Below are 20,150 nucleotides of genomic sequence, written 5' to 3'. Positions count from 1 at the left end.
GAGACGTACTCACCGCCGAAAGCGGCGCATGCCAGGATCGAAGGCGCGATAGTCGTAAAACTCAAACCCGGCAGCGCTCAGCCAGCGTCGGGAGAGGCTGCCTTCGGCGTTCGAGCCATCCGCTTAGGCCTGCCCGTCTGGCGAGGTTTCTCCGCCTTCGCGGCATTAGCTTTTTCACCTGATGCGCCGTCTTTACTTGCTGCTGCTGGTGCAGTCTTCTTGCTCCCGGTGTCGCCTTTACTGAACAGACCAAGCTTGCCACGGCGCTTTGCCGGAACTTCCGGGACTACACTATTTGTGGGTTCTACGGTGTCAGGCGTCGCTTCTGAAGATGCAGCCCCGCGCTTTGCAGGCTTGGAGCCCTGTGCGGCGACGGCCGGTTCTTTCTGCTTCTTGGTCCGAGTGCTCTTCGGAGCCGCAGGCGCCTTAGCGTCCTCGGCAGCAGGTTCCGTTTGCGCCGAGGCCGCAATTGCGGGCTTCGATGCGACCTTGACCTTGCGCCGCGGCGCTTTCGGGGCCGCCGGTTCAGCCGACGCTGCGGCAGTCGCATCACCTGCCCTACCGGCGTCCAGCGCCTTAGCGGCCGATCCAGCAGGCTTCTTTACCCGACGTCCCTTGGCCTTTGCTGGCGCAACGGCGACCGACGGCACCTGTTCGGGTGCCACGTCGTTTGCCGCGACCGAGGCAGCGACGGTCGGTTCATTGGCGGAAGCATCCGAACTGGCCACGACTGGAGCGCGTTCTCCAGAGGTTTTCTGCTTGCGGCTACCCAGTCCGATTTTCTCGGCGATGGAGCGGCGCTTGGCCGCAAAATCCGGCGCGACCATCGGATAGCTCGCAGGAAGGTTATAGCGCTCCCGATAAGTCGCAGGCGTTAATCCGTGCGCTGCCAGATGACGCTTGAGCGTCTTGTACGGCTTGCCATCGATCAGGCTCAACAAATGTTCCGGTGACGATTGGCTCTTGCGAACAGAAACAGCGGGTGTGTACGTCGGTGCTTCCTCGACGACTGGCTCGATGACGGCGTCATCGGTCAATGCCGCTTTGGTCGATCGTATCAATCCGGACAGATCTTCGGATGCCACTGTATTGTTCACCAGATAGGCGCTCAGCAGTTGCACGGTGAGAGCGGCGATGTCCGTAGTCTTGTCGATGTCAGGCATGTGCGATCAAGCTCCCAATACGTCTGTGATCTTTTGCAAAAACCGAGACGACCTTTCTGCGGCTGCCATGCATCCGAATGCAAGGGTAAAAGATGTCGCCTGAAGCATTCTTGCCTGTTTTTTGCGCAGATGGACTCGATGCGGAAATTCGATGAACCATTGCGCTTGTAGCGCTTGGCGCATCGACCTTCCGCCTGCATATCCGCCTTGCCTTTCAGGTATCCTCTCCCAACTTCATCAAGCCGGCCCTTGGGTCGGCTTTTCTTTTGCAAGCGCAGCAACGTGCCCGCGACGTACCGAGGTGCGACAGCCGCCCAGCAAGCGTGGAGGATGCGGCATCCCCGAAATGTCAGGCACACATTCGTGGAGTAAAAAATAGCTTGCATATGCGAATGCGTCGCAATAGCGTAGGTCATGTAGCTTGCCTCTCTCGTCAAGCCACAAGCCCGTAAGGAACGCTTGTCATGGGGCGTTCCTTCATCCTGTGACCTTTGGTCGGGGCGGCTCCTTGCCTTGCTCGCCCCGACCATTTTTTCGCTCTGAGTCATTGCATGACCGGAGACGCCGCGGTCGCAAGTAGAAAGGCAGGCACAAAGCAAGCTGGTTTCAACCCGAATGGGGTTACACCGCACCGGCGGAGTGGTAGGGGCTGATCGATGCGCACGCTGCTGCCTTTCCTTGCCTGCCTTATGTTGATCCTGATCAGCTGGTCCGGCATGGCGCACGCCGTAGAGGCGGCGAGCGGCAGCGACGCCGGGTACGATTTCTCCTATCATGCGCCCGGCGACGGTGACGAAGCGCCTGCAGATGCCGATAGCGGCCTCCCGCACCATCATGGTGCCTGCCATAACCATGACCTCGGCACCATGCAGATGACGTTCGAGCAACCCATTGCCGACTCGGACGGGCAAACTTTCGGCTTCAAAGGGGCCTCGCCGCTGCATTCGGCGGACGATAACGTGATGCCACGCCCTCCACGAACCTGACGCTTCCGTCGACCGGCTGACTGTCGGTCAGGAATCCTCCGTCAGGACTATCACATCATGAAGACTGTACTCGCGGCGTTGCTCGCCGCAGCGTCCTGTGCCGCAACGGTGCAGGCGCAGGAAGTACCGGGCGCACCTTATGGCGCCGTAACGCTGATGCTCGAAGATGCCATCGCGGCAGCAGGCGGCTCCGCTCCGGCAGTGGATGCCGGTCGCGCCGGTGTCGATGCGGCAATCGCCGGCCGCAAGGTCGCAGGACTTCGCCCAAATCCGGTCGCTCAGGGGCAGATCGAGAATGTCATGGGAACCGGTCGCTATTCCGGCATCGGCAGCAACGAGACCACGGCCGGATTCATGCAGACCTTGGAACTGGGCGGCAAGCGCAGTGCCCGCGTTGCAGTCGCCAACGCGGAACTGTCCCGAGCAGAACTGCAGGCTGCCATCATCGCCGCCGACGTTCGCCTGCACGTGACGCAGCTCTACGTGGAAGCTGTCTCGGCCGAGCGCCGACTGATCGCGGCGAAGGACCAGGCACGGATCGCTGCTGACGCACTTAGAGCCGCCGGTGTGCGGGTTCAGGCAGGCCGCGCCTCACCGCTCGAAAAGCAGCGCGCCGACGTGGTGCGCGTGAACGCTGAAGCCAATGCCGAACGGCAGGACCGCCTTGCCCGTGCCGCGCGCACGAACCTTCAACGCCGGATAGGCCGGGCCATCGACGGTCCTCTCGACGCGGCCCTGCTCGATCGGCTGCCGCCCGCTTCCGCGCCGTACGGACCGTCGGCGCCGATCGGTCCTCAAGGCACACTGGCACTGGCTGCCGCCGATGCGGACCTCGCCATCGCCGACGCCGGCGTCCGTCTCGCCAAGGCGAATCGGACACCGAACATCGACGTCGGCCCGTCGGTGCGCCGTCTGGAAGCGACGAAGGATTTCGCTGCTGTTTTCACGGTGTCGATCCCGCTGCAGGTCTTCGACAGCGGCAGCGCCGCGCTTGCTCAGGCCGGCGCGCAGCGCACGCAGGCCGAGGCTAATCGCCGGGTGACGGCCCTCGATATCGAGCAGGCCATCACCAACGCGCAGGCCGATGCCGACAATGCCGCGACAACCGCTCGTGCGGCTTCCGGCCCTGCCTTGCAGGCTGCGCAGGAAGCCGCACGCATCGCCCGTATCGGATACCGGGAGGGCAAGTTCAGCCAGCTCGACCTTCTCGATGCCGAGCGCACGCTCGCCGAAATCCGCATCGTCGCCATCGATGCGCTCGCATCCTACCAGATTGCCCGTGCGCAGCTGGAGCGCCTGACCGCGCCCGCCGCCGCGCCTCAAGGGGGAAACTGATTGCCATGAAACAGAATAAGCGCACTTACGCCGCATTGCCCCTCTCGTTCGCCCTTGCCCTCACGGCCTGCGGTGACGGCGACAAGGCGGCACACCCCCCAGTCGAAGAGAAAGGCGCGACGGACGCCAAGCGGGTCGAGGGCACAATCGTCATGAGCGCCGAGCAGATCGGTTTGGCCGGTATCCAGATCGCACATCCCATGATCGGCGGCTCGGGCACTGTCGAACTTCCCGCTACGATCGACGCAGACCCCCAGGGTATGCAGGTCGTCTCCGCCGCGATCGGCGGGCGTGTGGTCTCGCTGACCAGCAACCTTGGCCATTCGGTCGGACAAGGCCAGGCGATCGCCGTGATCGAGAGCCGCGAGGCAGCCTCCCTCAACGCCGAGATCGACGCCGCACGGGCGCGGCTTTCCCTCGCCAAATCCAACCTCGATCGCGAACAGCGCCTGTTCGCCCAGAAAGTCTCGCCCGAACAGGATCTCATCGCAGCGCGTACCGCCGCGACCGAGGCGCGTATCGCGCTTCGCCTCGCCCAGCAGCAGGTATCGGCGGCAGGCACGGGTGGCGGCGCACTGAACCGTATCGCCATCCTCTCGCCGATCTCCGGCCAGATCATCGCGCGCAGCGTGGTGCTGGGCCAGACCGTAGCCGCCGATGCCGAGCTGTTCCGCGTGGCGAACCTTTCCAGCGTCTCGCTCTCGCTCAACGTGCTGCCGCAGGATGCCGGCCGCGTGCATCCGGGCAATCCCGTGACCGTCAAGGCGGCAGGCCGAGAGACGACCGCGCGCGTGACCTTCGTGTCCCCGGCACTCGACACGGCCACTCGCCTCGTGCCGGTGATCGCCATGCTCGACAATCGCGCGGGCCAATGGCGAGTAGGCGAACCGGTCACCGCATCCATTGCGCTTTCCAGCAGCGACGACGGCGACAACGGCGATGGGGCCGTCAAGGTGCCGACTACGGCGGTCCAGACCGACGAGGGCAGGACCGTCATCTTCGTGCGCACGCAGACCGGCTTCAAAGCTGTGCCCGTCATTTTGGGCGACAGTGCCGGGGACATGGTCATCGTCAAGTCGGGCCTCAAGGGCACCGAGAAGATCGCCACCGTCAACAGCTTCACGCTCAAGGCCGAACTGGGCAAGAGCGAAGCGGTGGAGGACTGAGCCATGATCGCCCGCGTAGTCACATGGGCGGTCGAGAAGCGCTGGCTCGTCCTGCTTCTCACCGCCATTGCCGCCGTCATCGGTGCGGCATCGCTTTCCCGCCTGCCGATCGATGCCGTGCCGGACATCACCAACAACCAGGTCCAGATCAACGTCCGCGCGCCCGCCCTCTCGCCCGAACTGGTGGAGAAGCAGGTCTCGTTCCCGATCGAGACGGCACTGGCCGGCATCCCCGGCCTCGACTTCACCCGCTCGCTCAGCCGCAACGGCTTTGCGCAAGTAACGGCGGTCTTCTCGGACTCCACCGACATCTATTTCGCCCGCCAGCAGGTCGGCGAACGCCTGCAGGGCGTCGCTGAGAACCTGCCCGATGGCGTGAACCCCGAGATGGGGCCGATCGCCACGGGGCTTGGCGAAGTCTACATGTGGACCGTCAAGCTCCAGCACCGCGCCGACGACAAGCATCGACCGGGTGAACCCGGCCAGCAGCCCGACGGCAGTTACATAACCCCCGAAGGTGAACGACTGACCACGGAGGCGGAGAAGGCGACCTATCTGCGCACGGCGCAGGACTGGATCGTCACCCCGCTGCTGAAAAGCACCAAGGGGCTGGCCGGCGTCGATTCCATCGGCGGCTATGCCAGGCAGTTCCTGGTCGTTCCCGACATTCAGAGGCTTGCCGCGCTCGACCTCTCGCTGACCGACCTGGGCAACGCACTGGAGCGCAACAACACCAGCGTCGGGGGCGGTTTCGTCGACCGTAATGGCGAGGGGCTTGCCGTCCGCTCCGACGCGCTGATCCGCAATTCGGCGGAACTGGGCCGCACCGTCGTCGCCACCCGCGACGGGGTGCCGATCACGCTCGACCAAGTCGCATCGGTTCGTTCGGGCCAGGCCATCCGCATGGGCTCGGCGTCCGAGAACGGCACCGAAGTCGTGGTCGGCACCGCCATCATGCGCATCGGCGAGAACAGCCGCACGGTGGCGACCGCGGTTGCCGACAAGCTACAGTCCATCAATGCCTCGCTGCCGCCCGATGTCGTGGTTCAGCCGGTTCTCAACCGCACCGCACTGGTCGATTCAACCATCAAGACCGTCGCCAGGAACCTCGGCGAAGGCGCGATCCTCGTCATCGTCGTGCTGTTCCTGCTGCTCGGCAACTTCCGCGCCGCCCTCATCGCCGCGCTCGTCATTCCGGTGACGATGATGCTGACCGGCTTCGGCATGCTCAAGGCCGGGGTTTCGGCCAACCTGATGAGTCTGGGCGCGCTCGACTTCGGCCTGATCGTCGATGGCGCGGTCATCATCGTCGAGAACGCGCTGCGCCGGATCGCCGAGGAGCAGCAGCATCATGGTCGTCTCCTCAGCGTGAAGGAACGTCTCGCGACCGTGACTTCGGCCGCGCGCGAGATGATCCGCCCTTCGGTTTACGGCCAGGCGATCATCATCCTCGTCTACGTGCCTTTGCTCAGCCTTACCGATGTCGAGGGCAAGACTTTCGTGCCGATGGCGCTTACCGTCATCATGGCGCTGGCCTTCGCCTTCGTCCTGTCGCTCACCTTCGTTCCCGCGATCGTCGCCATCTGGCTCTCCAAACGGGTGGAGGAAGAGGACGGCCTCATCATAACCTCGCTCAAACAGCGCTACGCGCAGGGCCTCGACCGGGCGATGAAGCGGCCCAGCTTCACGATCGGTGCGGCGCTGGGCAGTCTTGTCCTTGCCGCCGCTGCGTTCATTTCGCTCGGACAAGTGTTCCTGCCCCAGCTCGACGAAGGCGACATTCTCATCCAGGCCCTGCGTATTCCCGCTACTTCTGTCCAGCAGAGCCAGGCGATGCAGGTGCCGATCGAACGGATGATGTCGAAACAGCCGGAGGTGAAGTTCGTCTTCTCAAAGACCGGCACGGCCGAACTTGCGTCCGACCCGATGCCGCCCAACGCCACCGACATGTTCGTCATCCTCAAACCACGCGAGGAATGGCCGGACCCGAAGCTGGAAAAGGCTGACCTGGTCGCTCGCATCGAAGGCGAACTCGCGAAGTTCCCCGGCAATGCCTACGAGATCACACAGCCGATCCAGATGCGCTTCAACGAACTCATCGCGGGCGTTCGCGGCGACATCGCCGTCAAGGTCTTCGGTGACGACTTCAACACGATGAACCGCACCGCCGAACAGATCGCTGGTATCCTGCGCAAGACCGAGGGCGCTGCGGATGTGAAGGTCGAACAGACCACCGGCCTGCCGATGCTCGACATAAAGGTGAACCGCGATGCGATGGCTCGCCTCGGTGTCACCGCACAGGACGTGCAGGATACCGTCACCGCTACGATAGGTGGGCGTACCTCGGGCATGATCTTCGAAGGCGACCGCCGCTTCCCGGTGGTGATCCGCCTTTCCGATGCACAACGTGCCGACATCAACCTGCTCCAACAGTTGCAGGTGGCGGTGCCCGGCGGCTCTCATGTCCCTCTCGCCAGCGTCGCCGAGATCAACCTCGTGGATGGCCCCAACCAGATCAGCCGCGAGAACGGCAAGCGCCGCGTCGTGGTGCAGGCCAACGTGCGTGGGCGCGACGTCGGTAGCGTGGTAGCCGATGCCCAGGCCGCGATTGCCCGGACGGTGCGCCTGCCCGCTGGCAGCTATGTCGAATGGGGCGGCCAGTTCGAGAACATGAAGTCAGCCAGCGAACGCCTGAAGCTCGTCATCCCGGCCTGCTTCGTGCTCATCCTGCTGCTGCTCTACGGGGCACTTGGAAGCGTTCGCGATGCCGCGATCGTCTTCACCGGCGTTCCTTTCGCCCTGGTCGGCGGGGCCCTTCTTCTGTTCGTGCGAGGCATGGACTTCTCGATCTCGGCAGCAGTCGGCTTCATCGCCCTGTCCGGCATCGCCGTGCTCAATGGCCTCGTCATGGTCAGCTCCATCCAGGACCTGATCCGTTCGGGGATAGAGCGGGCCGAAGCTGCCCGTACCGGCGCCATGCAGCGTCTGCGCCCGGTAGCCATGACGGCACTGGTCGCCAGCCTCGGCTTCGTGCCCATGGCGCTGGGTTCAGGCGCCGGCGCGGAAGTGCAAAAACCGCTGGCGACCGTCGTGATTGGCGGCCTGATCTCAGCGACGCTATTGACCTTGTTCGTTCTACCGACCCTCTATGCCCGCTTCGGGCAGAAACGGATCACCCCGAACGAACACTGCAACGAAGGGCATACCTTTCAGGAGCAGGCGTTGCCCCATGGCGCATGATCACGGCGAGACCGGCGACGCGCGCACATAGCATTCATTTCCATGCATGATCTCGAGGCCGCCAATATCAATCTCGTCGGCAGCGAGCCCTTGTCAGGCGTCTGTTCAATTGACCAATTTCACGTGCTCGGCCCTTTTGGCGGGCGCAGGACCATGACGGCTATGCCGCCGGCTTTGCGCGTGAAACCCTGAGCGAGCAGGCACCGGCGCGCGCTTATCGAACCCCGCTTAGATAATCCTCAGACAGGCTTTTCGAACAGCGGGTTGGAGCCGTTTAGTCCTGCGATTGCATTGGCCTGACGGCCGCGCTAGGAGGCATCCATTCGCAAGGACCCGGTGAAATTCCGGGTGGCTATTCCGGCCGCCGATCCGCCGGACAACGTTCGTTGCAGGGCAATCCGCCCTATCCACGCCGCTGCCCCTGCGACCATCGTCGGTTTTCCAGCATGCACAGCTCCCCTCTTTCGCGCTACCGCGCCGAATGGTTCAACGGCGTGGGCGATGCCCGGCGCGACATACTCGCCGGCATGGTCGGCACCTTCGCCCTGATCCCGGAGGTCATCGCCTTTTCCTTCGTGGCGGGCATCGATCCGGAGGTGGGCCTGTTCGCCTCCTTCATCATCGGTATCGTCATCGCCTTTGCCGGTGGGCGGCCCGCCATGATCTCCGGGGCGGCGGGATCGGTGGCGCTGGTCGCGGCAGCCCTGGTCCATACCAATGGCCTCCAATATCTCCTGGCCGCCACGCTGCTGGCCGGGCTGTTCCAGATCATATTCGGCCTGCTCAAGCTCGACGTGCTGATGCGCTTCGTCTCTCGATCCGTGCGCACGGGCTTCGTCAACGCGCTCGCCATCCTCATCTTCTCGGCGCAGGTGCCGCAGATGCTGCATGTCACCTGGCACACATATGCGATGATCGCAGGGGGGCTGGCGATCATCTATCTGGCTCCGCGCCTTACCAGGGCCATTCCCTCGCCGCTCATCTGCATCCTGATCCTCACCGCGATCAGCATCGCCTTTCCCATGCCCATCCACACTGTCGCAGATCTGGGCCGTCTGCCCGCCTCGCTGCCGGCCTTCACGCTTCCCGCCGTGCCCTTTGACGGCCAGACGTTGCGCATCGTCGCCCCTTATGCGCTGGCCATGGCGGCAGTCGGCCTTCTGGAATCCATGATGACGGCAAGTGTGGTGGACGACCTGACCGAGACGGCCAGTTCCAAGGCACGCGAATGCACGGGCCTGGGCCTTGCCAATGTCGCCGCCGCGCTGTTCGGCGGCATCGCCGGTTGCGGCATGATCGGCCAGACGGTCGGCAATGTGCGCTACGGCGGGCGGCGGCGGTTGTCTACGCTGGTCGCAGGGGTATTCCTCCTCCTGGTCATGGTGCCGCTCCGCCCCTGGGTCGCACAAGTGCCGGTGGCGGCACTGGTCGCGATCATGATTATGGTATCGGCAAGCACCTTTTCCTGGGGATCCATCCGCGACCTTGCCCGGCATCCCAAGGTATCCGGCATCGTCATGGTCGCCACCGTCATCGTCACCGTCGCAACGCATGATCTCTCGGCGGGCGTCACGGTGGGGGTGTTGCTCAGTGGTGTATTCTTCGCCTTCAAGGTGACGCGTCTGATGGACGTGCGCGAGGATTATGACCCGGCGACCGACACGCGCACCTACACCGTCACGGGCCAGATCTTCTTCGCCAGTGCAGAGATTTTCGCTGATCGCTTCGACCTGCGCGACACGGTCGCCCATGTCCTCATCGACCTGACCGCCAGCCATTTGTGGGACATCACTGCGGTCGGTGCACTGGAGGATGTGGTTACGAAGATGCGACACCACGGCATCGCAGTCGAGGTGATCGGCCTGAATGCGGCGAGCGCGATCCTGGTTGATCGCCTGGCCCCCACCGTCGGCAGCCCTGTCGCCTGAAGGAGCGCTCGGGCAAGCCGCTTTCCTACACGTCGTCGGGCCCGGTACATTGCGCCCATGCCCAGCCTGATCGCCTCACACTGCACAAGGTTACACCGCAAGGTGACACCTCACCCGCACAAGGTGACACATCCGCGGCAAAATGTGTCACCTTACAACCGCAAGGTGACACATTTCCGGCCCAAGGTGACACCGTTTCCTTCTGGACCGTGTCAACCGTGTAAACCCTGTCACCTTGCGGGCAGGAACAGCGTGTCCGTTCGTATCCGTCCGGCAAGCTTGGCGATCGAATTGCGAAATTCGCCGAGGCTCACGCTTTTCATTTTACCCGCGCCTGCTAGCGGGACGCTGACAAAAGCGCAGGGAGCGGCCGCATGCATCGCCTCGTCGCTTGCGGCCGCTCCTTTTTTGCATTCGCATATTGCCGGCCGGCATCACCACCCCAAAGGTGGCTGTCGCGAGCAGGGTCATCGACACCGGCAAGACATTCAACTGATTGCTTTGACCAGTCCTGCAGGCTCTTCGTATGCGTAGGTGGCTGGACTGCCCGTACCCTCCTCCCGCGCCCGCAGGAAGCCGCGCACCTTGCGTTCGGTCCAGGCGTAAGCATGGGCAAAGACGATGCCGAACCCGATGGCGACGGAAAGCGCAACCCATGGCTTCGGGCCATGAAACACCCGAATGATCAGCGACCTGACCTGATAGTGACTGAGGTACATGAACATCGAAGACCCGGCGACCTCGGAAACGATGGATTTCGCAACAGGCGGAACCTTGATGGATGTCCCGAAGAGCAACAGGGCCACGCCGCCCACGATATAGCCGCTGGCGGACGTGAAACCGTGGTGCAGAAGCACCGCGACCGTCACTATCGGCATGGCCACGATCCGGCTCCGCAAGTCTCGCGCACTTGCTATCAGCATGCCCGCGGCAACCGTCCACAGATACCAGATCGGCGTGCGATGGAAAATGTAGTTGGTGTCCCAGACTTTCTCGACCATCCAGCTTCCTACGGTCGCGGCGATCAGCAGCATCGTGCAGAAGCTCATCGGCCTCGCCTTGAGAAATCTACGAATGGCCGGGATAGAGAAGAGCGCCGCCACGACGAGCAGCAATTGCATGTAGATTTCAGCGAAATAGTAATAGGCCACATGATATTGATGCGGGTCGAACCAGTTCGATATCAAGAGCAGGGGCTTCAGTTCGAGGTTCCTGGCCCACAGCTGCATTGCGATCGTCACCATCAACGTCGGGATAGCTACGCTCAGCACCGTCCCGAAGATCGTACCCAGCTTTCCGGTCCGGCTGATCTCCGGCCACTGGAAGCGCATGACGCTGTAGCCGCACAGCATGAACAGGAAATAGGCTGCGCCCCAGTTCTTGCTGTAGACGAACGTGTCGAGATGCAAGGCCACGATGCAGATCATGAAGAACGCGCGCGTCAGCATCGCGGTGTCGAGCTTGCGCCAGTTGTCTCCTGCCGGCGGGCCGGCGCTCTTTTCCAGTTGCTCGACAGTGAGCGACTCCCACCCGTCCGGCAGGGCACCGAAACGTCCTTCGAAACCAAGCGAGAACTGGATGTAGCTTAGTGAGTCCCCGCCCAGGCTTTCGAAACTGTCGTGGGCGCCGATGCGCCGTCCGGGGAAGAACTGCCGGAAGAACCCCTGGACGTCGCGCGGCGCCGCTTCGGGTGCCCGATCGGGCACGGGATCGACGACGGCAGCCTTGCGCTCCTCGACGAAATCCTGGGTCATGACGCGGCGCATGGCCTTGCCCGTCGCCGTGCGCGGAATCTTCGGGATGACACGGATGTGGAGGGAATCCCCGGCAACGACGCCGAATTCCTTCAGGGCCTCTGCCGCCGCCGAATGAAGCCGGTCGGCGGCGATGTCCGTCGCATCCGTGGCGACCAGCACGCCCTCGCCCCGAAGCGCGTCAGGCACTTTCGCCACGACAGCTCTGCCGCTCTGGCCGAGAAGCTGGGAAATGCGCATCTCGAGCAAATCCGGGTTCAGCTTCACGCCGCCTGAGTTGATCAGGTCGTCCGCTCTCCCGTCGTAATAGAGATAGCCATCGTCGATATGGCCGAGGTCGCTGGTCTCCAGCCAGCCGTCGGCGCCGCAAAGATCGCGCATTTCGCCGGCATCCAGCTTCCAGCGCGCAACGTGCGGACCGCGAATGCAGATGCGTCCTTCTTCGGAAATCGCCACCTCGGTCGCGCCGACGGCTTTGCCGACTGAATCCAGCGCGGCATCCGGAACGTCGGAAATCTGGAGGAAAGTGCTGCGCGAGGCTTCCGTCAGGCCATAATGCTGTACGATGCGGGCATTGGGAAACATCTCGCGAATGCCGCGCTTTTCAGCGCCCGACATGTATTGCGAACCGATCTCCAGCCACAGCAGCTTCTTGCCTGCATCCCCGATGACGGACCGCCGCTGCAGCAGGATACGCAGAAGAGTGGGGACTGCGGACAAGGCGTTCACCTCACCCGACCTCAGCATGCGAGCCAGTTCGAGGGGATCGAAACCTCGCGGCGGCAGATATGCGCATCCACCGACCGCGCTGACTGCGCGGATGCGGCCGATGCCGAAGCTGTAGGTGACCGGCACGCCAACATACTCGCGCACTTCTGCGGTCAGGCCCATCTGGTCGATGATCCGCTCCGCTGCATCCGCAAGATTGGCGTAAGTCAGGACGATGCCCTTGGGCTTGCCTTCGGTGCCCGAAGTGTACGTGACCTGCGCAGGCCGATCTTCATGGATCAGCGGATGGCTTTCATCGAACCAGCCGCCTCCGTCGTCCGGCGTGATGCAGGAAACGATTTCCAGTCCGGTAAGGCCTTCCGCGTGGGCCTCGTCATGAACGTTGACGAAGGCCTGGCGGGCCTCGCCAAGCGCGAACACGCTGCGGATGTAAGACAGTGAACTACGAGTAACGAGCGCGGTCGCTGTAAACTTCTGTTTGCGCACTGCAGAGCCCCTCTACTGATCGCCGGCGGGCGATGGTGACGAACGACACGAATCAGTTCTTGCGCAACACACCCCCGAGCAATGAGCGGAAGGGTAAATCCTCTTTTTACTTCAGGAAAATGCTGAGAAATACCAACCGAGAAGCGTGATCGGAGGATCGGGGCGCCCTTTCCGGGCGCCCCTTGCCGAAACGCAGATCACTCCCCGGTCTTGTGCGCAGACCCTACTGCACTGTCGGGCCGTCCGCTGCGCAGGACTTCGGCGCGGGTGCGGATGTACTGGCGTAGGGCCTCGACCTGATCGGGCGTGAATTCGCCGAATTTCGGCATTCCCGCAGGAACCAGCGCGCCGTTGCGGACCACTTCGGCGAACGCCTCCGAATTGGCAGGGATCGGCGAAGTACGCAGGTCCGGCGCGGTGCCGCCCGCGATGACCGAGGTGCCATGGCAGACCGCACAGCGACCGCCGAAGATGCCCTCTCCGCGCGCGGCCTTGCCGGCGTCCGGCTTGAAGTCGGCATCCTCGAAGGCGACGGCCTTGTAAGGTTCGCGCGGCGGCAACTGTTGCTTGCCGCCGATCGCGAAAGTCAGCACCCGCCGCGCCTGCGTGCGGTAATCGATGCCATACTGCGCAAACATCGGGCCGAACAGGCCGACGCTGGTGCCGATCCCGGCGATCACCGTGACGTACTGCTTGCCGTTGACGCGGTACGTGATCGGCGGCGCCACCACGCCCGCGCGCGCATCGAAGTTCCACAAGCGCTTGCCGTCCTCGGCGTCATAGGCCGAAAAGCCGCCGTCGGGCCGCCCCTGGAACACCAGGTTCCCGCCCGTCGCCATGATGCCGCCGTTGCCGTGCGTGGGCATCGGCAGCTTCCAGCGCGCCTTCTGCGCCACCGGGTCCCAGGCGACGAGCCAGCCGGTGACGTCCTTGCCCCCCGCGTCGATCGCGTAGCCGACGCCCGGAGACAGTCCCATGCCCTCGGCGAACTTGAAATTTTCCCGGGTGATGCCAGTATCGTCGAAGTGCGCCTGCAAATCGATGGCGGGAATATAGGTCAACTTCGTCTTCGGGCTGTATGCCATCGGCATCCAGCTATGCGCACCGAGCGGCGTCGGGCGGAACGAAGTCCTGCCGCTTTCGTAGCGCACGCCGGGGTTCTCGACCGGACGGCCGGTGGCAAGGTCGATCTTCTTCGCCCACGTCACTTCCACGAAAGGCTCGGCCGAGATCAGCTTTCCATCCTTCCGGTCGATCACGTAGTAGAAGCCGTTCTTCGGCGCCGTCATCACCACCTGACGCGGCTTGCCGTCGATGGTCAGGTCGGCCAGTTCCATATCCATCGCGGCGTTGAAGTCCCAGCTTTCGCCGGGGTTGATCTGGTAGTGCCATTTGTACTTGCCCGTCTTCGCATCGAGCGCGACGATCGAGCAGACGAACAGGTTGTCGCCCTTGCCCAGAGAACGGATCTTGTGGTTCCAAGGCGCGCCGTTGCCGGTGCCGAGCAGAATCTGGTCGTTGGCCTTGTCGTAAGTGATGGCGTTCCACACCGAACCGCCGCCGCCGTACTTCCACCAGTCGCCGCTCCAGGTCTTCGCGGCCATCTTCTGCGTCTCGTCCTCGAAGCCCTTCGCCGGGTCGCCGGGGACGGTGTAGAACTTCCAGAGCTGCCTGCCGCTGTCCGCATCGAAGGCGGTGACGAAGCCGCGCACCGCGCTTTCGTCGGACCCGGCATTGCCGATGATCACCTTGCCATCGAACACGCGCGGCGGTCCGGAGATGAACATCGGCGCGCCCTCCTCCAGCGTCTGCACGGTCCAGACGGGCTTGCCGGTCTTCTCGTCGAGCGCAACGAGGCGGCCGTCCTGCGTAGCGGTGATGACCTTGTGATTCCAGTAGGCGATGCCGCGACTGCCCCAGCCCTGCCTGAGGCGGATGCCGGAGGCTTCGGGGGCCTTGGGATCGTGTTCCCATTTCACCTTGCCGGAAGCGACGTCGATCGCGCGGACCACCGAATAGCCGCTGGCGAGATAGACCGTGCCGCCCACCTCGATCGGCCCGGTCGCGGGGTTGCCCGCCGGAAGGTCCACCGCCCAGACGAGGCCGAGATCCTTGACGTTCCCGGCGTTGACCTGATCAAGCGGGCTGTAGTGCTGCTCGCCGTACGTTCGGCCGAAAGCGGGCCAGTCCTCGCCGTCGCTGCCGTCGTCGAGCTGGCGCTCCCAGCCTTCGGGAGCGCCCTTGCCTGCCAGCGCCTGCTGATCCGCCGATCCGCAGGCCGCGAGCGACCACGTCAGCGCAAGAGGGATTCCCCAGCGCAGCACCTTTGCCTCAAACATCAAGCACCTCTCAAAGATGGTCGCCGAACGACAGCCCGAGTTCGACACCGAAGTAACGCGGCGCCCCGTATTGCGAGTTGAGCCACAGCCCCGCGACGTTCTGCACCGCCACGCGGTAGCGCTTGTCGGTCAGGTTCTTGCCGATCAGGCGCACGTAGTAGCGGTCATCCGCCTGCGCGAGCGTGATCGAGCCGTTCACCAGCGTCCTCGCATTGAGGAACGTGTTGCCCAGCGGATCGTCGATCGCCTGCGTATTGAGGTTGCGCCCGGTATACGCGACGTTGCCGTTCACGGTCAGCTTGTAGTCGCTGCCCAGCGGCAGCGCATAGGAGCCGTCCAGCGTCCACTGCCACTTCGGCGCGCGGTCCAGCGGAGCGGAGGCCAGGTCATAGCCCGCGTTCTCGGCGGTATAGGTCTTGTACTTACCGTCCTGGTAGCCGAGCACGCCGCGCAGGGTCAGGCCCTCGACCGGAGTGGCGGAGAGTTCCGCTTCGATACCCTTCACGTCGGCGCTGGCGGCGTTGACGAACAACGTAACCTGATTGGGCTGGCCGTTGACCACGATTGGCACGTTGAGCTGCTTCTGCAGATCCTTGTACTTCACGTAGAAACCGGTGAGGTTGAAGCGCAGCCGGTTGTCGAGGAACTGCGACTTGAAGCCCAGTTCGAAGCTGTCGGCCTTTTCCGGATCGGTCGGCCGCGCGGCGGCGCGGAAGGCGTCGAGGTCGGTGCCGAAGGCCGCGAAGCCGCCGATCTGGTCGTTGAAACCGCCGCCCTTGTAGCCATGCGAGTAGCCGCCAAAGACGAAGATATCGTCGGTGGCCTGATAGCTGATGCTGGCGCGGTAGGTCGGCTCGCGCCACTTGCCCTTCACGCTGACGACGCCCGCCGGGTACTTGTAGACGCTGGCGTCGAGCGCCTCGTTGATGGTGATCGTCGGGTCGAAGCCGCCGTTCAGTGCCGGAATGAAGGTCTGCTGCCGGCCGAGCCAGGTCTTGTCGTCCCAGGTATAGCGCCCGCCCGCCGCGATCGTCAGCTTCTCGCCCAGCTTCAGCGTGCCTTCGAGGAACACCGCGCGCGACTTGGCCCGCTGCGCGTTGCACAGGACGTACGGCGTATCGTTCCAGTTGCCGAACGGCAGCGGACCGGAGGTGAGGTCGAGGAACCCGAGTATCTGCGCCACGCAGAAATCGATCTTGTCGCGCTGGTAGAACCCGCCCGCGACGAAATTGAACGGCCCCTGCAGGTCGGAGGCGAAGCGCAGTTCCTGCTGCCAAGTCTTGCGGTTGTCATCGCGGGTCGCGTCGAAGAACGACAGGTACTGGCCGTCTTCCGCCACGGCCGTCGCACCCGCGTAGGAGTTGGGAATGCGCGAGCGCTGGTTGCGATAGCCCGAGACCGAAGTGACGGTGCCGATGCCGGTGTCATATTCGAGGTTGGCGTAGAGCCCGTCGACCGAAATGCGCTGGCCCTTGTCCATGAACAGCAGGCCGTCGTGCCGTCCGGTATAGGCCGCCCGCTTCAGCGGATCGGTGCCCTGCGCATTCGGATCGGTCAGCCCGAGCAGGTCGGTAACGAAGGGATTGGTGCCGGTATAGAGGTAGTTCTCGTTCACCGACGGCACCGAGTCCGACCGGTCGCGGATCCATTCGTACTGGAACAGCGCGCTGAAATTGGGCGAAGGCTCGACCAGCAGCTTGGCCCGGGCCTGCCAAACGTCCTTGCCGCCGATCGTCTCGCCGCCAAGGCAGCCGCTGCGCCCCTGGAACTTGTTGTCGACGAAGCCGGTGACCGGGCCGTAACAGGCCCCGTTCTTGTAGAACCCGTCAGACTTCTCGTAACCGCCGACGAGGCGGAAGGCGGCGATATCGCCGATCGGCACGTTGAGCGCGGCCTGCACTTTCTTCTGGCCGAAGTCGCCGTACTCGGCGCGGGCATCGACGCCCACGTACTCCATCTGCGGGCGCTTGGTGCGCACGGTGACGACGCCGCCCGTAGTGTTCTTGCCGAACAGCGTGCCCTGCGGGCCGCGCAGCACTTCGACCTGCGCAATGTCGAAAGTGTCGAGCAGCTGAGTCTGGACCGAGGGCACTACGAAGTCGTCCACCAGCACCGCCACCGGCGGCTCGAAATAGACGATGATCGAGGTCTGCCCGACGCCGCGCATCGCAAAGCTGGCGGCATTGAAGTTGGCGATCGTCGCGGCCGAGAAGTTCGGCACGAACGCCGCGATGTCGCCGAGGTCGCGCGGGGCGGCCTGCGCGATCAACGTGCTGTCCACCGCCGAGACCGAGACCGGCGTGGACTGAAGGTCGGTGGCGCGGCGGGTTGCGGTGACGACAATCTCGGCCAGGCCACCCGACGATTGCTGCCCCGATTCTTGTGGCGCTGCGTCCGTGGTCGAAGTGTCCTGTGCGAAGGCTGGCGTGCTTGCGATTCCGGCGACGAGCGCGAACGCGCAAGACGAGCAGTAAAGCTGCCTGGTGAACATGCCTCTCTCTCCTTGTGCCCCGCCATTTGTTTGCGGGTTGCATCAAGGATTATCACGAAGACGGCGTTTGGCAATCATTCATGTATGTTTTTTTGATGACTATTTTCATCATATGCCCCGGGCTCATGCGGTGGTTGTCGACAAACCTCTCGGGGGGCAGGGAAACGCGATATAGCATGCATTCATGATTGTTTTTATTCTGTGATCGCCTATCCTCGATTCCACGGAGCACGCGCCAAGATAGGCGCGGCATTCGGAGAGAACCTGCGGGAACGAGAGCGACTCGTCCCGCACTGAAAGGAGAGAGTGCCTCATGGCCTTCAGTTTCCTGTCCCGCTTCCGCGTCCGCCACGACCGGCAGGACGATTTCATCGCCCTCGCCCGCCAGATGGAGGATTTGTCGAAGCAGGAACCGGGCACGCTTGTCTACAAGTTCTTCCGCCTTGCCGAACCTGGCATGTTCGCCGTCCACGAAAGTTTCGTCGATGAGGCCGCCGACGAGGCCCACATGGCTTACGATCACAACAAGCCGCTGATCGAGAAGATCGTCGGCTGCATGGAAGGCACGTACGAACGCGAGCTCCTGTTCGACCTCGCACCTCATGGAAGGGCCTGACCCTATGCCCGCCAAGAGCTTCATCGCCCAGCTGCGCACCCGGCCGGAAAAGCGCGACGACATGATCGCCCTGCAATCCGAACTGAAGGGTCTGGTGTTCGAAAACGAGCCCGATGCCCTCGTCTATGAACTGTTCCAGTCGGAGGCGGACCCCGACCTGTTCCAGGTCGTCGCCACTTTCCGCGACGAGGCCGCTTACGAAAAGCACATGCATATCGACTTTCACGACCGGCTCGTCCCGCCGATCCTCGAATGCGTGGCCGAGGACATGAAACTGGAGTTCTACCGCTCGCTGCCTTGAACACCGATCTGCCGACAGGGCCTGACGATCGGTGTGCTGCTGGCCCCGGCACTTCAGCTGGAACTGGCCCCTTTCCCCGATGATCCACTGCGCTATACCGGCATCGGAAACCGATATGCACACGACCGCCCTCCCCCCCTCCGACGCCGAACTCTCGGCAGTTGCGATCAGCGCTCTCGACATCTTCTCTATCGGTATAGGTCCGTCGAGTTCGCACACAGTCGGTCCGATGCGCGCGGCGCTGGCATTCATGGAGAGCCTACCGCAAACGCCGTCACGTGTGGCCTGCGACCTCTACGGCTCACTCGCACTGACCGGGCGCGGCCATGCGACCGACGCGGCGGTGTTACTGGGTCTCTCCGGCCTGCGCCCGGAATCGGCCGATCCCGATGCGGTGCCCGCGATCGTCGCCGACATTCGCGAGCACGGCCGCCTTGCCAGCCGGACGTTCGACACCGAGATCGCGTTTAACGAGAGCACCGACCTCGTCTTCCATTTCGGCGAGTTCCTGCCCGCCCACGCCAATGGCATGCGCTTCACCGCATGGTTCAGCGAAGGGGCGAAGCCGGTGGAGCAGCACTGGTACTCTGTCGGGGGCGGCGCGGTGGTGCGCGGCGATGCGACGTCCCTTGCACCCCTGACGCCCGAGAGCGGCCACAACCTGCGCCAGCCTTTCCCGTTCTCCTCCGGCGCAGGGCTGCTTGCGCTGGGCGAGGAAACCGGGCTCTGCTTCGCCACGCTGGTGCTGCGCAACGAAGGCGTCTGGCGCCCGGAGGCGGAGACGCTGGCCGGGCTCGACCGTATCATCGATGCCATGGACGCCTGCGTCCAGCGCGGGCTCAGACAAGAGGGCCTGCTGCCCGGCGGCCTCAAAGTGCGTCGCCGCGCCCGGACGATCCATACCCGCCTGCGCGCCCAGAAGGACAGCTTCGGCCCGGCCCAGACCTTCGAATGGGTCAGCCTCTTCGCGCTTGCCGTGAACGAGGAGAACGCAGCGGGCGGCCGCGTCGTCACCGCCCCCACCAACGGCGCCGCCGGGGTCATCCCGGCAACCCTGCTCTACTACCGCAAGTTCGTGCCCGGTGCCGACCGTGAGGGCGAGCGCACGCTGTTGCTAACGGCTGCGGCGATCGGCTTCCTCTACAAGAAGCGCGCGTCGATCTCGGCCGCCGAGATGGGGTGCCAGGGCGAAGTCGGCGTCGCCTGCTCGATGGCGGCGGCGGGGCTCGTAGCGGCGCTCGGCGGCACCAACCAGCAGATCGAGAATGCCGCCGAGATCGGCATGGAGCATAACCTCGGGCTCACCTGCGATCCCATCGGTGGCCTCGTCCAGATCCCCTGCATCGAACGCAACACGATGGGCGTGGTCAAGGCCATCAACGCCGCCTACCTCGCGCTTCAGGGCGACGGACGCCATATCGTCAGCCTCGACGCGGTGATCGAGACGATGCGCCAGACGGGCGTAGACATGGCCAGCAAGTACAAGGAAACCAGCCTTGGCGGTCTTGCCGCCAACGTCGTGGAATGCTGATCCGGCCAACTCGGAACCCGGCGCGGATGAGATCGTTTGCCTCGCATCGGGGGCTCGCATAAGCACCGATTCTGCGATCAAATCG

Annotated in this window: 12 protein-coding genes and 1 other annotated feature; of the genes, 8 read left to right on the top strand and 4 right to left on the bottom strand. The window is 63.8% G+C overall.

Going from position 1 to position 20,150, the window contains the following annotated elements:
- Positions 1-77: 77 nt before the first annotated feature.
- The gene (locus PKE80_RS18895) at positions 78-1,163 is read right to left on the bottom strand and encodes a Ros/MucR family transcriptional regulator (protein ID WP_271183824.1); all 1,086 of its coding nucleotides are present in this window, start codon (positions 1,161-1,163) and stop codon (positions 78-80) included.
- A 656-nt stretch (positions 1,164-1,819) separates the two neighbouring features.
- On the opposite strand from PKE80_RS18895, the gene PKE80_RS18890 reads away from it, so the two are divergent.
- From PKE80_RS18890 to PKE80_RS18870, 5 genes are all read left to right on the top strand, one after another.
- Positions 1,820-2,149 (top strand): hypothetical protein, encoded by a 330-nt coding sequence (locus tag PKE80_RS18890; protein ID WP_271183823.1) that lies wholly within the window; start codon positions 1,820-1,822, stop codon positions 2,147-2,149.
- A gap of 57 nt (positions 2,150-2,206) precedes the next feature.
- Positions 2,207-3,484 (top strand): TolC family protein, encoded by a 1,278-nt coding sequence (locus PKE80_RS18885; protein ID WP_271183822.1) that lies wholly within the window; start codon positions 2,207-2,209, stop codon positions 3,482-3,484.
- Between the two features lie 5 nt (positions 3,485-3,489).
- A complete protein-coding gene (locus PKE80_RS18880) occupies positions 3,490-4,650 on the top strand; it encodes an efflux RND transporter periplasmic adaptor subunit (protein WP_271183821.1) in 1,161 nt (386 codons plus the stop codon).
- 3 nt (positions 4,651-4,653) lie between these two features.
- Positions 4,654-7,890, top strand: coding sequence for an efflux RND transporter permease subunit (locus PKE80_RS18875; RefSeq protein ID WP_271183820.1), 3,237 nt, complete (start codon positions 4,654-4,656; stop codon positions 7,888-7,890).
- A 326-nt stretch (positions 7,891-8,216) separates the two neighbouring features.
- Positions 8,217-8,272, top strand: a sequence feature (sul1 is cis-regulatory element that is thought to sense ions involved in sulfur or methionine metabolism; They are found in Alphaproteobacteria).
- A 64-nt stretch (positions 8,273-8,336) separates the two neighbouring features.
- Positions 8,337-9,818 (top strand): SulP family inorganic anion transporter, encoded by a 1,482-nt coding sequence (locus tag PKE80_RS18870; RefSeq protein ID WP_271183819.1) that lies wholly within the window; start codon positions 8,337-8,339, stop codon positions 9,816-9,818.
- A gap of 488 nt (positions 9,819-10,306) precedes the next feature.
- Here the strand turns inward: PKE80_RS18870 and PKE80_RS18865 are convergent, their stop codons facing one another.
- From PKE80_RS18865 to PKE80_RS18855, 3 genes are all read right to left on the bottom strand, one after another.
- Positions 10,307-12,787, bottom strand: coding sequence for an AMP-binding protein (locus PKE80_RS18865; RefSeq protein WP_271183818.1), 2,481 nt, complete (start codon positions 12,785-12,787; stop codon positions 10,307-10,309).
- A 197-nt stretch (positions 12,788-12,984) separates the two neighbouring features.
- Positions 12,985-15,126, bottom strand: a complete 2,142-nt coding sequence (locus PKE80_RS18860; protein ID WP_271183817.1) for a PQQ-dependent dehydrogenase, methanol/ethanol family — start codon at positions 15,124-15,126, stop codon at positions 12,985-12,987.
- Positions 15,127-15,136: 10 nt separating this feature from the next.
- On the bottom strand, positions 15,137-17,617 hold the full coding sequence (locus tag PKE80_RS18855) for a TonB-dependent receptor (protein ID WP_271183816.1): 2,481 nt from the start codon (positions 17,615-17,617) through the stop codon (positions 15,137-15,139).
- 313 nt (positions 17,618-17,930) lie between these two features.
- Between PKE80_RS18855 and PKE80_RS18850 the strand changes: the two genes are divergently transcribed.
- The 3 genes from PKE80_RS18850 to PKE80_RS18840 all read left to right on the top strand — a co-directional run bounded on the left by PKE80_RS18850 (position 17,931) and on the right by PKE80_RS18840 (position 20,065).
- Positions 17,931-18,233: a putative quinol monooxygenase gene (locus PKE80_RS18850; protein ID WP_271183815.1), complete on the top strand. Its 303-nt coding sequence runs from the start codon at positions 17,931-17,933 to the stop codon at positions 18,231-18,233.
- A 4-nt stretch (positions 18,234-18,237) separates the two neighbouring features.
- Entirely contained in the window at positions 18,238-18,534 is a 297-nt protein-coding gene (locus PKE80_RS18845; RefSeq protein ID WP_271183814.1) for a putative quinol monooxygenase, read from the top strand.
- Between the two features lie 115 nt (positions 18,535-18,649).
- The gene (locus PKE80_RS18840; RefSeq protein WP_271183813.1) at positions 18,650-20,065 is read left to right on the top strand and encodes an L-serine ammonia-lyase; all 1,416 of its coding nucleotides are present in this window, start codon (positions 18,650-18,652) and stop codon (positions 20,063-20,065) included.
- Positions 20,066-20,150 lie beyond the last annotated feature (85 nt).

This window comes from Novosphingobium resinovorum, from assembly GCF_027922145.1.
Taxonomy (GTDB): domain Bacteria; phylum Pseudomonadota; class Alphaproteobacteria; order Sphingomonadales; family Sphingomonadaceae; genus Novosphingobium; species Novosphingobium resinovorum.
Note: the sequence above shows the minus strand (reverse complement) of the source record. Positions and strands in the feature narration are given on the sequence as shown.

What these genes read in the sequence shown, in the direction of transcription:
- PKE80_RS18895 (WP_271183824.1), bottom strand. Translation starts at nt 1,163, where the DNA reads ATGCCTGACATCGACAAGACTACGGACATCGCCGCTCTCACCGTGCAA.
- PKE80_RS18850 (WP_271183815.1), top strand. Translation starts at nt 17,931, where the DNA reads ATGGCCTTCAGTTTCCTGTCCCGCTTCCGCGTCCGCCACGACCGGCAG.
- PKE80_RS18880 (WP_271183821.1), top strand. Translation starts at nt 3,490, where the DNA reads ATGAAACAGAATAAGCGCACTTACGCCGCATTGCCCCTCTCGTTCGCC.
- PKE80_RS18870 (WP_271183819.1), top strand. Translation starts at nt 8,337, where the DNA reads ATGCACAGCTCCCCTCTTTCGCGCTACCGCGCCGAATGGTTCAACGGC.
- PKE80_RS18890 (WP_271183823.1), top strand. Translation starts at nt 1,820, where the DNA reads ATGCGCACGCTGCTGCCTTTCCTTGCCTGCCTTATGTTGATCCTGATC.
- PKE80_RS18860 (WP_271183817.1), bottom strand. Translation starts at nt 15,126, where the DNA reads ATGTTTGAGGCAAAGGTGCTGCGCTGGGGAATCCCTCTTGCGCTGACG.
- PKE80_RS18855 (WP_271183816.1), bottom strand. Translation starts at nt 17,617, where the DNA reads ATGTTCACCAGGCAGCTTTACTGCTCGTCTTGCGCGTTCGCGCTCGTC.
- PKE80_RS18845 (WP_271183814.1), top strand. Translation starts at nt 18,238, where the DNA reads ATGCCCGCCAAGAGCTTCATCGCCCAGCTGCGCACCCGGCCGGAAAAG.
- PKE80_RS18840 (WP_271183813.1), top strand. Translation starts at nt 18,650, where the DNA reads ATGCACACGACCGCCCTCCCCCCCTCCGACGCCGAACTCTCGGCAGTT.
- PKE80_RS18875 (WP_271183820.1), top strand. Translation starts at nt 4,654, where the DNA reads ATGATCGCCCGCGTAGTCACATGGGCGGTCGAGAAGCGCTGGCTCGTC.
- PKE80_RS18885 (WP_271183822.1), top strand. Translation starts at nt 2,207, where the DNA reads ATGAAGACTGTACTCGCGGCGTTGCTCGCCGCAGCGTCCTGTGCCGCA.